Source organism: Sphingopyxis sp. SCN 67-31 (assembly GCF_001725095.1).
This window is the reverse complement of the sequence record NZ_MEFH01000016.1, coordinates 46,583-60,207: the sequence shown is the minus strand read 5'-3', so window position 1 is coordinate 60,207 and position 13,625 is coordinate 46,583. Positions and strand designations below refer to the sequence as shown.

Sequence of the window (13,625 nt, the reverse complement as noted above, 5' to 3'; positions counted from 1 at the left end):
CCCTGCAGGAAAAGGGACACCCCTCCCCCGGAGGGGAGGGATCGCTTCGAGCGCTTTACCGCACCAGCCGATACTGGAAGCTCAGCGTCAGCGTGTTGCCGACCTGCCCCGGCTCGACCGGCGCCTTGGCCATCTCCGCCTGCGCGACCATGCCGCGCGCATAGGGCATCGGCGGCTGCGGGCCCGAAAAGCCGCCTTCGCCGATCGACACCAGTTCGGCGCCGCGATAACCCGCGAGCCGCGCATAGTCGGCCGCCTTCGCCTCGGCCGCCTTGATCGCCGCGCCGCGCGCGCCGACCAGCATCGCGTCGGGGTCCTTCATCGCGAACCACGGCCCGTCGATATTGGTGCCGCCCGCCGCGACGAGCGTGTCGAGCAGTTCGCCGATCCGGTCGATCCGCTCCGTCGTCGCGCGCACGCTGTTCGTGACCTGATAGCCCAGGAAACGCGGCGGCTGGCCGTCGGTGCGATTGCTGTAATCATATTGCGGCGACAGGTTGATGCCGCTTGTCTGAATGTCCTCGGCCTTGATCCCGGCCTTCTTCGCCGCCGCGATCAGCTTGTCCATCGCCGCCGCATTCGTGCGCATCGCCTCGACCGCGGTCGGCGCGGTCGTCTGGACGCCGGCGCCGATCGTCGCCTGGTCGGGACGCGCCCGCACCTCTTCGTTGACGCTGAAGGAAAGAATGGGGCCCTGCGCCGTCGCTGTCGTCACCGTCGAACCTCCTGCCCCTTGCTGCGCGATCGCGGGCGCCGCGGCCGCCAGCATCCATCCGGCAGCCATAGCGGTGAGCATCTGCTTCGTCATTTCATTCTCCTGTTCACCGGAGGTCCGGTTCCTGATGATCGTCCCCCCCGTAACGCCGACGGAGCGAACCCGTTCCGGCCTTTGACCGCGCGGCGCTTGCATGAGGCTGAACGGACCGGTAGCGAGCCGTTCATCATGGCGGCTCCTATCTTATCCTACGAAGGACTCGGCCTGGTGCAGGGCACCGGCTGGCTGTTCCAGGATCTCGACATCTATATCGGCGCGCGCGACCGGCTGGCGCTGATCGGCCGCAACGGCGCCGGCAAGACGACGCTGCTCAAGCTGCTCGCCGGCTACATCGAACCCGACAAGGGCAAGCGCACCATCGTCCCCGGCACCCATGTCGTGCTGCTGGAGCAGGAACCCGACTTCACCGGCCATGCAACGCTGATGGACTATGCGACCAGCGGCGACCACGCGCCCGAGGCGCATGAAGTCGCGGCGATCGCCGACCAGCTCGGCATCGACATGGACCGCGCCGCCGCCAGCGCCTCGGGCGGCGAGCGCCGCCGCGCCGCCATCGCCCGCGCGCTCGCGCAGAACCCGGACGTGCTGCTGCTCGACGAGCCGACGAACCATCTCGACCTTGCGGCGATCGACTGGCTCGAATCCTGGCTGTCGCGCTTCACCGGCGCCTTCGTCGCGATCAGCCACGACCGTACCTTCCTGACCCGTCTGACGCGCCAGACGCTGTGGCTCGACCGCGGCAGCATCCGCCGCAAGGAAATCGGCTTCGGCGGTTTCGACGAATGGACCGAGGCGGTGTTTGCCGAGGAAGCCCGCGCCGCGCAAAAGCTGGATTCCAAGCTTCGGCTGGAGGCGCACTGGCTGGAGCGCGGAGTCACCGCGCGGCGCAAGCGCAACCAGGGCCGACTGGAAAAGCTCAAGGAAATGCGCGCGACGCGCGCCGCGATGATCGGCGGCCCCGGCGTCGCCAAGCTGGGCCTCGCCAACGACGACGTGCGGTCCAAGTCGGTGATCGTCGCGGAGAATATCTCCAAGACGTTCGGCGGCCGCACGATCATCAGGGATTTCACCTTTCGCGTCCAGCGCGGCGACCGCATCGGCATCGTCGGCGCGAACGGCGCGGGCAAGTCGACCCTGCTCAAGCTGCTGACCGGCGAGATCCGGCCCGACGAGGGCACGGTTACGCTTGCGCCGACGCTGGACGGCATCGTCATCGACCAGCAGCGCAGCCTGCTGTCGCCCGAAAAGAGCGTGCGCGACATCCTCGCCGACGGCGGCGACTGGGTCGACGTGCGCGGGGCGCGCAAGCATGTGCAGGGCTATCTGAAGGATTTCCTTTTCGACCCCTCGGTCGCCGAGGCGAGCGTCGGCGCGCTGTCGGGCGGCGAGCGCTCGCGTCTGCTGCTCGCGCGCGAATTCGCCCGCGAATCGAACCTGCTCGTCCTCGACGAGCCGACCAACGACCTCGACCTCGAAACGCTCGACCTGTTGCAGGAGGTGATCGCCGATTATCAGGGAACGGTGCTGCTCGTCAGCCACGACCGCGATTTCCTCGACCGCACGGTGACGGTGACGCTGGGTCTAGACGGATCGGGCAAGGTCGACATCGTCGCGGGCGGCTATGCCGACTGGGAGGCGAAGCGCAGCAAGCCGGCGGCCGCGAAGGCCCGAACCGCGACGGCCGACACGGCTCCGCCGCCACCGCCGCAGGCGCGCAAGAAACTGAGCTACAAGGACCAGCGCGACTACGACCTCCTGCCGGCCCGCATCGAGGAGATCGAAGCGGAAATGGCAAGCATCGAGACCGAACTGTCCGACGGCAGCCTGTTCACGCGCGACAATGCACGCTTCACCGCGCTGACGACGAAACTCGACACGTTGCGCGACGAAAAGGCGGCGGCGGAGGATCGCTGGCTGGCGCTCGCCGAGGAAGTCGAGGCACTGGGATAACGTCGACTTAGGGGTGGTAAGCGGCCATGGCCTTCTTGCGTCATCCCGGACTTGATCAGGGATGACGATCAGAGAGGTTCGCTTGCAGCCGCCCCCATCCGGAATCACCCTATCCCGTAAAACCGCGCCAGCCGGTCGAGCGCCAGCCCCAGCACCAGCTTGCCCGACCGCGCCGGCCAGCCGAGCGCCTTTTCCGCGCCGCCGATCCCCTCGCCCGCGCAGATCACGCGCCAGCAGATGTCGGCGAGCCCCGGCCCGACATGGTCGATCGCCGCGTGAAAGCGCCGGTGCGCATCGATCCGGGCGAGCGAGGCGTCCGATGCCCGCGCGCCGCCGCGGCTTTTCGCAGGCGGCGCCGCATCCCAGCGCATCGTCACCCGCGCCGCCAGCCCCGCGCGCTCATAATCGGCGCGCAGCCGTTCGCCCGCGGCAAGCTGCGGCGCGGTCAGCAACCCGCGCGCGGCGAGCCAGGCGATCGGGCTTTCGGCGACATTGACCGTGACATGCCGCATCACCTGCGGCCCCGTCTTGCCAGGATCGATCCGGTCGTCGGGATGGAGGCGGGTTTCGAGGCGGCGTGCGGTCATCGGCTTCTCCTTTGGGGTGTCCGGAAAGATTCGCGTTCAAACCGCGCTTGACATCTGGATATTTTGTAGGAAAGAAAAAACCGATTTGGTTATCGGAGCCGCACCATGATCAACAGCATCCGCACCGTCCGCCGCGCAAAGGGCCTGACGCTGGAAGAGGTCGCGCAGCGATGCGACCCGCCGACGACCGCGCAGACGATCGGCCGGCTCGAAACCGGCACGCGCACCCTTTCGCTCGGCTGGATGAACCGGATCGCGAAAGCGCTCGGCGTCGAGGCGGCCGAACTCGTCCGGCTTCCGCAGGACGCGCAGCTTACGATCACCGCGCTGCTCGGCGCCGACGGCGCGCAGGCACCGACGCGGGTCGAGCAGGCGCTGACCGCGCGGCCGGGCGAGGACATGGTCGCGGTGCGCGTCACCTCGTCGATCGGCGACTATCGCGCGGGCGACGAAATCTGGTGCCGGCGGATCGAGGGCGACTGGACGGCTGCGCTCAACCGCGACCTGCTCGTGCCGCGCCCCGCCGGGCGCTACATCTTCGCCCGCCTGCTCAACGTCGACGGCGAAAAGCTTCATCTGCTGCCGCTCGGGGTCGGGCAGCGGCAGCAGGTGGTGAGCAATCCGCTCTGGGCCGCGGTCGCGGTGCGGCTGATCCGCACGCTGTGAGGTTCGCTCCCATGTTCCAGCCTCTCGCCCTTGCGACCCCGGACCCGATCGGCAATTATTCCTTTTCCACAGGTAACCGTTCCCCGGCGAAAGCCGGGGTCCAGATGCGGGGTCCAGATGGCACAGCGCTGCCCCGTTTGGACCCCGGCTTTCGCCGGGGCACAGGCCCTTACTTGCCTGAAGGCTATGTACGCCGACCCGATCCGGGGGAAGCAATCCAGGGCGGTTCGCGCACGCTTGGGATTGCCGCGTCGCCTTCGGCTCCTCGCAATGACGCATTCCGTCTATCCGTCGCCGTGACGCTCCGTATCCTCTCGATCGCCACGCTGTTTCCCGACGCGGCGCGGCCGAACTTCGGGCTGTTCGTCGAAAGGAGCCTGCGCGCGCTGGCGCAGCAGCCGGGCATCGCCCTGACCGTCGTCGCGCCGGTCGGCCTGCCGCCCTTCCCGCTGTCGCTCCACCCGCGCTATCGCGCGCTGCGCAGCCTGCCGCGAACCGAGACGTGGAACGGCATCGCCGTGCATCGTCCGCACTTCCCGCTGATCCCGCGCCATGGCGCACGCTTCAACCCCGCGCTGGTGGCGCGCGCGGTGCTGTCGGCGGTGCGCGGCGCGGCGTTCGACGTCGTCGACGCGCAATTCTTCTATCCCGACGGCCCCGCCGCGATGCGGGTCGCGGCGGCGCTCGGCCTGCCCTTCTCGGTCAAGGCGCGCGGCGCCGACATCAGCCATTTCGGCCATGCCGCAGCGACGAAGGCCCAGCTGCTCGCCGCCGCCGACGGGGCCGCCGGGCTACTCGCCGTCTCCGAAGCGATGCGCCGCGACATGGCGGCGATCGGAATCGATCCCGGCAAGGTCGCGATCCATTACACCGGCATCGACGGCGAGCGCTTCCGCCCCGGCGACCGCGCCGCCGCGCGCGCGGCGCTCGGCATCGGGACCGATCCCGTCATCGCCACCGTCGGCGCGCTGATCCCGCGCAAAGGCCAGGCACTGGTGATCGAGGCGCTGCCCATGCTGCCGGGGGTGCACTATTGGCTTGCCGGCGCGGGGGAAGAAGAAGGCCGCTATCGCGCGCTTGCCGAGCGGCTCGGCGTCGCCGGGCGGGTCCACATGATGGGCCCGGTCGCCAACGCCGACCTGCCGACGCTCTATCGCGCCGCCGATGCGGTGGTGATGCCGTCGGTCAGCGAAGGGCTGGCCAATGCCTGGGTCGAGGCGCTCGCCTGCGGTACGCCGATCGTGATCAGCGACGCGGGCGGCGCGGCCGAACTCGTCGCTTCACCGGCCGCCGGGCGCATTGTCGAGCGCACGCCCGACGCCATCGCCGCGGCGGTGCGCGCAATCCTCGCGGCGCCGACCGGGCAAGCGGAGGTCGCGGCCAGCCTCGCCGGCCGCTTCGACTGGGACCGCAACGGCCGCGAACTCGCCGACCATCTGCGTCGCTGCGCGGGACGATAGGCCCCGCCGGGTATCAGACCACCGCGCCGTCGTCCGAGCGCGCGACACGCTCGGCGCCGCTGGTCGCGGCCGAGGTGCGCGGCACGAAGCTGTGCGGGCCGACCTTCAGCCAGACCAGCACCGGCGTCGACATCAGCACCGACGAATAGGTGCCGACGAACACGCCGAGCAGCATCGCGGCGGTGAAGCCGAAGATCACGTCCGGCCCGAAGACGAGCAGCACGCCCAGCGCCAGGAACATCGCGACGCTGGTCATCACCGTGCGCGACAGCGTTTCGTTGATGCTGAGGTTGAGCAGCGGAATAATTTCCATCTTGCGGTATTTCTTCAGATTCTCGCGAATCCGGTCATAGACGACGATCGTGTCGTTGAGCGAATAGCCGACGATCGTCAGCAGCGCCGCGACGCTGTTGAGATCGAACTGCAACTGCGTCACCGCAAAGAAGCCGAAGGTCAGCGACACCTCGTGGAACAGGCGGCCGAGCGCCCCGACGCCGAACTGCCATTCGAAGCGGATCCAGATGTAGATGGAGATGCCCAGCACCGCGAGCGCCAGGCTGATCGCGCCGGTTCGCAGCAGTTCGTCCGATACCTTGCCCGAAACGGTTTCAACCGCGCCCGTTTTCGCGTTGGGGAAAGCCTTGTGAATCCCGGCGACCAATTGCTCGCCGGCACGATCGGCGCTTTCCTTGTCGCCTTCGGGCAATCCCGTGCGGATGGACACCGCGCTGTCCGAACCGAATTGCTGGATCGTCGGTTCGCCGAGTCCGATCTTGTCCACCTCGCTCCGGATCTCTTCGATCGGCGGCATCGTGCCCACGAAATCGACGCGGACCGACTGGCCGCCGACGAAATCGACGCCCAGGTTCAACCCGCGCACCGCGACGAGCGCGATCGAGATGACCACGAGCAGGAAGCTCATGGTCGAGGCGACCTTCCGCCAGCGCAGAAAGTCGATGTTCGTATCGTCGGGGACGAGTTTCAGCAGGCGCATCGTTCAGCTCCCTCAGATATGGATCGCCGTCGGGCGCTTGGCGCGAAGCCAGTGCGCGACGAACATGCGCGTAACGGTGACGGCGGTGAAGACGCTGGTCACGATACCGATGGTCAGCACCACCGCGAACCCCTTGATCGGGCCCGACCCGAACCAGAACATCAGCGCCGCCGCGATGACGTTGGTGACGTTGGCGTCGAAGATCGCGCGGCTCGCCTCGGTATAGCCCAGCTCCACCGCCTGGAACGGCCGGCGTCCGCGTTTCAACTCCTCGCGAAGCCGCTCGTTGATCAGCACGTTCGCATCGACCGCGGCACCGATGGTCAGCACGAAGCCCGCGATGCCCGGCAGGGTCAGCGTCGCGTTGAACGCCGCCATGGTCGCGATAATCAGGAAGACGTTGAAGATCAGCGCGATGTTCGCATAAACGCCGAAGCGGCCATAGACGACGAGCATCAGCACCAGCACCGCGACGGTCGCGATGATCCCGGCGATCACGCCCTTCTCGATCGAATCGGCGCCGAGTTCGGGGGTCACCGTCCGTTCCTCGACCACCGTCATCTTCACCGGCAGCGCGCCCGAGCGCAGCGAGATGGCGAGCGCATTGGCGCTGGCGACCGAGAAGCTGCCCGAAATCTGCGCGCTGCCGCCTAGGATCGGCTCGTTGATCGAGGGCGCCGAAAGCACCTGGCCGTCGAGTACCATCGCGAAGCGCTTGCCGACATTCTGCGCGGTGACGCGCGCGAAAGTGCTCGAGCCCGCGGCGTCGAACCGGATCGTCACCACAGGCTGGTTCGACTGCGGATCATAGCTTTGCCGCGCGTCGATGAGCTGCTCGCCGCTGATCATCACCTGTCGGCTCAACACCTCGAAAGGCGCCCCGCCGCCTTCGCCCTTGGCATAAGGCACGATCTCGCTGCCGACCGGCACGCGGCCCTGCATCGCCTCGTTCGGGTCGGCGTTGGCGTCGACCATGCGGAATTCGAGCCGCGCGGTCTTGCCGATCAGGTCCTTCAGCGCCTTCGGGTCCTGAAGCCCCGGCACCTGGACGACGACCCGGTCGTCACCCTGGCGGATGATCGTCGGCTCGCGCGTGCCGAGCGCGTTGACGCGGCGGTCGATGATGTCGCGCGCGGTATCCATCGCGCGGCTGACCGCCTGTGCCTGCCCGGCGCGGGTCGGGGTCAGCACGATGCGCGTCGTGTCGACGACGTCGATGTTCCAGTCGCGCTGGCCGGTCAGCCCGGCGCCCTGCGTCTCGGCAAACAGCCGCTCGCGCGCGGCATCGAGCTTCGTCTGGTCGCGGACGAGGAAACTGATCTTGCCGCCCGCATTCGACAGTTCGCCGATCGCGATGTCGTCGTCGGCGCCGCGTTCGCCGCGCATCGCGGTACGCACCGTCTTTTCCATGTTGGCCAGCTGCGTCTTCTGCAGGTCGGCGACGTCGGCCTCGAGCAGAAGGTGGCTGCCGCCCGCAAGGTCGAGGCCGAGGTTGACCTTGATCTGGGCAAAGCCGGGAAGGCTTTCGAATGCCTTCGTCGGCAGGAAGCTGGGAATGGAAAAGAGGATGCCGGCCAGCAGGATGAGGCTGATGCCGAGGGTCTTCCAGCGCGGGAAATCGAGCATGACTGGGATTCCGTTGGTCTGGGCGGAAGCGGCGGTCGCCGCCGCCGCATCAGTCGTTGGCGGGCTTGCCGCCGGGCTGGAGAACGTCCGACAGGGTCGATTTGACGACCTTGATCTTCACGCCCTGCGCGATTTCGACATCGGCGAAATCATCGTCGACGCGCGTCACCTTGCCGACGATGCCGCCGCCGGTAACGACCTGGTCGCGCGGCTTCACCGCCGCGATCTTGGCGCGATGTTCCTTCATCCGCACCTGCTGCGGGCGGATCAGGAAGAACCAGAACACAACGAAGATCAGGACATAGGGCGCCAGCATCAGCAGGCTGGCGGCCCCGCCCCCCGATCCGGCCGCCTGGGTCAGAAGCAGTGTCGTCGACATGGATGAAAACTTTCCGTTCGAAAGCGCCGCCGCCCGCAGGAAGGGCCGGCGCATAGAAATCTGGCGCGGCGCCTATCACGCAGGGGCGGCGCGCGCAACCGGCGGCTTGAGCCCTCCCCGCGACAGGCCGCGGCAAGATGGGGACCGGACAGCGCCGATCAAGGGTCGCCATCCGTCCGTCGCATATCGCCTCCGGCTCTCCTCAGGAGAGCCTTGCATCGCCGGTCAAGCCGCGCTAGGGGCCTCGCCTGCCCAATCGGGCCGGTCGGGACGTAGCGCAGCCTGGTAGCGCATCACACTGGGGGTGTGGGGGTCGGAGGTTCGAATCCTCTCGTCCCGACCAATTTTCTTCGATTATATTCAATCGCTTATGCGAGTCCGCTTGGCGGCTGGACTTCGATTCGCGCCTATTCGCCACCCGCTGGTGGTGCACTGGTGGTGCGGTCAATCCAGAACACCTGGCCGCTCGGGAAGGCTCGTAAGCGCTCCCTTGTCGTCCGAATCCCGGAGGCCATCAACGGGGATCAATCCCCGGAAACAGGCATGTCCTGCCGCGCCGAAACGTAGAATAATATGGCGGCGCCCGGCGCGCAGAGGGCCACCAGCGCCGCAAGCGACCACCGCAAACCATCCGCGCCGAACAACAGGTCCGACATCAAGGCCACGCCAAGCGGCCCGAACGTCATGCCGATCAATCCGATAAGCAGATAATAGAGCGCCGCGGCCATGCCCCGTTGATGAGGCGGAATAGCCGCCTGAAAAGCCGCGATGCCGAGGCCGGAAGGCACGGTATAGGCGAACAGGCCCGCCGCCAGCCACGCGAGGGCCGCCGAGGCAGTGCTGCTGGCAAAGCCGAGCGCCATCAACGGAGCGACCAACGCCGCAGCGCCGGCGCATGCGATCAGCGAGGGCGTCCCCCACCGCGCCGGAATCCTGCCGGCGAGCCAGGCACCGAACAGCCCGCCGGCGCCGCCGAAAAGCAACAGCACCAGCCCGTATTGCAGACCGACCTCGCCCGGGGACATGCCGTAGCTCCGCATGAAGAAGGCGGGAATCCAGCCCAGAAGCCCATAGGCGAGAACGGCATAGAGCGTCATCGCCATCAGGAGCGGCCCCAGCGACCGGCGGTGCAGCCGCAGATGAGCGTAGAGCGATGGTCCGCCCTGCGGCTTGAGCGAAGCGCCGGATCCACGGCGCGGTTCGGTCATCGTCAGCGCCGCCGCCGTGACGATGAATCCGCCCGCTCCGACGATGATGAAGACAGCTTTCCAGGATGCGATGTCGCCGACGAACGGCATGGCGAAGCTTGGGGTCGATGCGACTAGAGCGACCACCAGGCCCCCGACAATCAGGGACGCGCCTGCGCCCATGCTCGATGCCGCGGTATAGACACTCATCGCCAGGGCACGCTTCTCCGGCGGAAAGGAGTCGGAAATCAGCGAGATGGCGGAAGGCGGCAAGGCAGCCTCTCCCGCGCCCACGCCCAGGCGCGCCGCCAGAAGCTGCCCAAAGCTATGCGAAAATCCGCACGCAACCGTGGAGGCGCACCAGATGGCGCTGCCGGCGGCGACGAGCATAGGGCGCGAGAAACGATCCGCCAGCCATCCGAAAGGCAGGCCGAGCAGCGTGTAGAGGAGCGCGAAGGCCACCCCCTGCAACAAGGCGAATTCGGTGTCGCTGAGATCGAGGTCCGCCTGGATCGGTTCGACGAGCAGCCCGATGAGCACCCGATCGACAAAGGAAATCAGATAGGCGGCAAACAGCACGGCGACCGTCCACCACGCCGTTCGACCGGGCGGATAGAGCGGAAGGGGTGCAGTGGGTGCGCCGTCGCCTTTCGTCATATGATGCCGCGCTCCAATGCGTCCCTGTGCCGCGGATCGGCGATCGCGATCAGACGCCGCCGCCGCTCGGCCTCATCGCATCCCTGCAGTTCCGTCGCACCGAATTGCGTCGCCACGACGTCGACGTCGGTGCGCGGCGTGGAAACGCGCGCGAGGGGCCGCGCCGTGATCCCGCTTGCGGACCCGTCGCCGGGACTCGCGTTGAGCGCGATTATGCTGCGTCCTCCAGGAGCTTGCGCCGCGGCCCGCGCGAAGTCGGGCTGTCCCCCGATCGCGCCGACGAAGCGTGATCCCGCCATCTCTCCATTCACCTGTCCCTGCAAATCGACGGACAAGGCACCGTTCACCGCGACCATATTGTCTTGTTCGATCGCCCCGAGGTGCGTTTCATCCACACCGGCCAGTTCGATGGCGGCATTACGTTCCACGAACCTGTAAAGGGCGGCATCGCCCATCACCGAACCGATCGTCGCGATTCCGGGCTTGCGGCTTTTCCGTGCGCCCGTGGCCGCGCCGCGCTCGATCAGGCCCGCCAATCCCTTGCTCAAAAGGCCGCTGTGAATGCCAAGGTCGCGGCGATCCCCGATAAGGTAGGTCAAGGCTTCGGGTACGCTGCCGACGCCCAGTTGCAAGGTCGCGCCATCCTCGACGTAAGGGGCAATATGGCCGGCGATCCTGCGTGCGACATCGTCGGGCGGATGTACCGCGAGTTCCGGCGGCGCGCGATCAGTCGGAACGATCACGTCGATATCCTCCGGCCCCACGGAGATGCCGTGCAGCGTAGGCAGCGCGCTGCTGACCTCTGCAATGACCACGCGCGCGTGACGAATGGCATCACGCAAATAAAGAGCCGTCAGCCCGAGCGAATATCTTCCGTCCGGTCGCGGCGGCGGCAAAGCGATCATCACGACATCGAAAACCATGCGGCGCGCGGCGAGCAATCGCGGAATGCGCCCCATGGAAACGGGTACGATGTCCAGCACCGCCGCGTCCGCGAGCCGCCGCGTCGTGCCCAACGCCCCATAGCTGCGAAAGCGGATGGCGTCGGCATGCTCGGCCCGAAACGTGCCGGCAAGGCCCATGCCGACGAAAACCGAGACGTCCGTCAGCGCGTATCGCTGCGCCAGAAAGGCTTCCGCAAGGGACCGGGGCTCGGACGCGCATTCGGCAAAGAGGACTGTATCGCCCGGACGTACGAGCGCCGCGAAATCAATCGCTCCAGGCGCGACGCGCCTCACCCCCGGTCACTCGCTCCGGTCGGCACAGCTTCGGCTTGCCTTACCGCAGGCCCGTCGATCACGAAGCGATCGGCCGACCTCCGCGCCAACTTGTCGATGACATCGAGGCCGTTCGCCGGCGCGGAGATGAGCAAATGGAGCGAGGGGGCGATCATGCCGCGGGCATACGGTGCATCAGCGCGGCCCGCTCACACACGGCCACCAGTTCATCGGCCTGATTATAAGCCTCGTGAACGAAGGTCACGATGCCCTGATCGGGGCGCGAGCCACTCTCCCGCTTGTCCTTGACGATCGTGACGACGCGAATCGTGTCGCCGTGAAAGACCGGCTTGGGAAAGCGCACGTCGGACATCCCGAGATTGGCGACCGTCGTGCCGAGGGTGGTATCATTCACGGTCATCCCGATCATCAGACCGAGCGTGAAGAGCGAGTTCACAAGAGGTCTTCCGAATTCGGTCGTCTTCGCGAATTCAAAGTCGATATGCAGCGGCTGAACATTCAGCGTCAGATTCGAAAAGAGCATGTTGTCATATTCGGTCACGCTACGCCGCCACGGATGCTCGAACCGCTGGCCGACCTCGAACTGCTCGAACCACAGGCCGCTCACAGGAGCGAATCCGCAAGGCGCAGCGCGATCGCGTCCTCCGACGCACCCAGTCCAGCCGCGGCATCGCCAAGCGTCGCGGTCGAGACCCGGCTGCCGGTGCGCTGAATGTCGCCCGCCAGCGTCCGCGCCGCGGCCAGCGCCAGCCACATGCGCGCATCGCCGTCCGCGACCGTTTCCGCCGCTTCGATCGCCATCGCACTCTCGGCCAGGCGAACATGGAAGGCGGGATCGTCCGACTGCCCCCCCGCAGCACTGGCAAGCCAGGCTTCATAGCTCGCCCGTACTGCCCCCAGCAGATCGCCGAGCTTTCCGGGCGGGGGTGCGGTCAGCCCGCGAGCGCCGCCCGCCTCGCCCCGCCTGGCTTCCGCACGGCCGATGATCGATCGCTGCACCTCGGACGCCCCCTCATAAATCGTCGTGGGCCGGGCGGCGCGAACGAGCGCCTCGATCTCCTGACCCACGATCACGCCGCGTCCGCCGTGGATCTGCTGGGAATCGTGGATCACCTCGAGCGCGGCTTCGGTCGCGAAAGCCTTGGCGATCGCGCCTTCGACGACCGTGCGCTGACCCGCATCGCGAAGCTGCGCGGCGCGTGCGACCAGGGCGGCCCCGCCGGCGACGAGCGCCGCCATGCGCCCCAGCTTGAGTCGGATGCCAGGCAGCGCCGCGAGAGGCGCGCCAAAGGCCTGGCGGCTTTTCGCCACGTCGAGCGCGAGATCCAGCGCGCGCCGCGCCATGCCGACGGTTGCCGCGCCAACCGACGGCCGGAAGATCTCCAGCGTGCCGAGGGAAGCCCGAAGCCCGTCGCCCGATTCCCCGAGCCGTTGCCTGTCGGACACCCTGCATTCGTCAAAATCGAGGTAGCCGATCGCGTGCGGAGCCTGGAGGTGGATATCGCCGCGCGCGGTGAAACCGGGAGTATCCTTTTCGATGAGAAAGGCCGTCACCGCGCGCCGGTCCTCTTCGCCGCCGGTCCGGGCGAAGGTGATATAGACATCGGCGTCGGGTGCGCCGGAAATGAACATCTTCGAGCCATTGATGATCCAGTCCTCGCCGTCCCGGCGGGCACGGGTCTTCATTCCGAGAACGTCGGATCCGCTGTGAGGTTCGGTCAGCGCAAAGGAAAAGAGCATGCTGCCCGACGTCAGACCCGGCAGATAGCGCGCATGCTGGTCATCGCTGCCCATGCGAAGGATGGCGCTGGTGCCAAGGCCCTGGATGGCAAAATGCGTATCTATCAGCGGCTCATGATAGCCGAAGCGTTCGCGCAGCAGGCACAACAGATGCGAATAGCGGTCGAGCTGGCCGGCACCGCCATAGGCCTCCGGGAGGGCCAGTCCGAACAGATTTTCCCTCGCCAGCGCTTCGATCAGCGGGCGACAGGTGCGGTCGTGTTCGGGCCATGAACGCACGATAGGCACAAGCGTGTCGCGACACAGCCGATCGACCCGATCGATAAGGGCTTGATCGTCCATATAAGCGGAAGCACCTGTTCGCGC

The 13,625-nt window shown here is 67.2% G+C and carries 12 protein-coding genes and 1 tRNA gene; 4 read left to right on the top strand and 9 right to left on the bottom strand.

Features of this window, described 5'->3' with window-relative positions; genetic code table 11:
- Positions 1–55: 55 nt before the first annotated feature.
- Positions 56–808 carry an SIMPL domain-containing protein gene (locus ABS88_RS02665; protein WP_234002617.1) on the bottom strand — a complete coding sequence of 251 codons (753 nt, stop codon included), beginning with the start codon at positions 806–808 and terminating at the stop codon, positions 56–58.
- 135 nt (positions 809–943) lie between these two features.
- Between ABS88_RS02665 and ABS88_RS02660 the strand changes: the two genes are divergently transcribed.
- Positions 944–2,725, top strand: coding sequence for an ABC-F family ATP-binding cassette domain-containing protein (locus ABS88_RS02660; protein ID WP_076075811.1), 1,782 nt, complete (start codon positions 944–946; stop codon positions 2,723–2,725).
- Positions 2,726–2,829: 104 nt separating this feature from the next.
- On the opposite strand, the gene ABS88_RS02655 is transcribed toward ABS88_RS02660, so the two are convergent.
- Complete coding sequence (locus tag ABS88_RS02655; protein ID WP_311879805.1) at positions 2,830–3,312, bottom strand: DUF6456 domain-containing protein; 483 nt, start codon at positions 3,310–3,312, stop codon at positions 2,830–2,832.
- Positions 3,313–3,417: 105 nt separating this feature from the next.
- Here ABS88_RS02655 and ABS88_RS02650 point away from each other — a divergent pair, with 105 nt between their 5' ends.
- Complete coding sequence (locus ABS88_RS02650; RefSeq protein ID WP_076075814.1) at positions 3,418–3,978, top strand: helix-turn-helix domain-containing protein; 561 nt, start codon at positions 3,418–3,420, stop codon at positions 3,976–3,978.
- Positions 3,979–4,274: 296 nt separating this feature from the next.
- The gene (locus ABS88_RS02645) at positions 4,275–5,438 is read left to right on the top strand and encodes a glycosyltransferase (RefSeq protein WP_076075817.1); all 1,164 of its coding nucleotides are present in this window, start codon (positions 4,275–4,277) and stop codon (positions 5,436–5,438) included.
- Between the two features lie 13 nt (positions 5,439–5,451).
- Here ABS88_RS02645 and secF read toward each other — a convergent pair whose 3' ends face one another.
- The 3 genes from secF to yajC are packed head-to-tail and all read right to left on the bottom strand — an operon-like array spanning position 5,452 to position 8,437.
- Positions 5,452–6,432: a protein translocase subunit SecF gene (secF, locus tag ABS88_RS02640; protein ID WP_076075819.1), complete on the bottom strand. Its 981-nt coding sequence runs from the start codon at positions 6,430–6,432 to the stop codon at positions 5,452–5,454.
- Positions 6,433–6,444: 12 nt separating this feature from the next.
- Positions 6,445–8,058, bottom strand: a complete 1,614-nt coding sequence (gene secD, locus ABS88_RS02635) for a protein translocase subunit SecD (protein ID WP_076075822.1) — start codon at positions 8,056–8,058, stop codon at positions 6,445–6,447.
- A 49-nt stretch (positions 8,059–8,107) separates the two neighbouring features.
- The gene (yajC, locus tag ABS88_RS02630) at positions 8,108–8,437 is read right to left on the bottom strand and encodes a preprotein translocase subunit YajC (protein ID WP_067105717.1); all 330 of its coding nucleotides are present in this window, start codon (positions 8,435–8,437) and stop codon (positions 8,108–8,110) included.
- A 266-nt stretch (positions 8,438–8,703) separates the two neighbouring features.
- Here yajC and ABS88_RS02625 point away from each other — a divergent pair.
- Positions 8,704–8,780, top strand: a tRNA-Pro gene (locus ABS88_RS02625).
- A 181-nt stretch (positions 8,781–8,961) separates the two neighbouring features.
- Here the strand turns inward: ABS88_RS02625 and ABS88_RS02620 are convergent.
- From ABS88_RS02620 to ABS88_RS02605, 4 genes are all read right to left on the bottom strand, one after another.
- Complete coding sequence (locus ABS88_RS02620; protein ID WP_104959529.1) at positions 8,962–10,281, bottom strand: MFS transporter; 1,320 nt, start codon at positions 10,279–10,281, stop codon at positions 8,962–8,964.
- A complete protein-coding gene (locus ABS88_RS02615; protein ID WP_104959528.1) occupies positions 10,278–11,519 on the bottom strand; it encodes an acetyl-CoA hydrolase/transferase family protein in 1,242 nt (413 codons plus the stop codon). Before ABS88_RS02615 ends, ABS88_RS02620 begins: the two co-directional genes overlap by 4 nt.
- Before the next feature lie 151 nt (positions 11,520–11,670).
- The gene (locus tag ABS88_RS02610; RefSeq protein WP_104959527.1) at positions 11,671–12,126 is read right to left on the bottom strand and encodes a MaoC family dehydratase; all 456 of its coding nucleotides are present in this window, start codon (positions 12,124–12,126) and stop codon (positions 11,671–11,673) included.
- The gene (locus ABS88_RS02605) at positions 12,123–13,601 is read right to left on the bottom strand and encodes an acyl-CoA dehydrogenase family protein (protein ID WP_158682144.1); all 1,479 of its coding nucleotides are present in this window, start codon (positions 13,599–13,601) and stop codon (positions 12,123–12,125) included. Before ABS88_RS02605 ends, ABS88_RS02610 begins: the two co-directional genes overlap by 4 nt.
- Between the last annotated feature and the right edge of the window lie 24 nt (positions 13,602–13,625).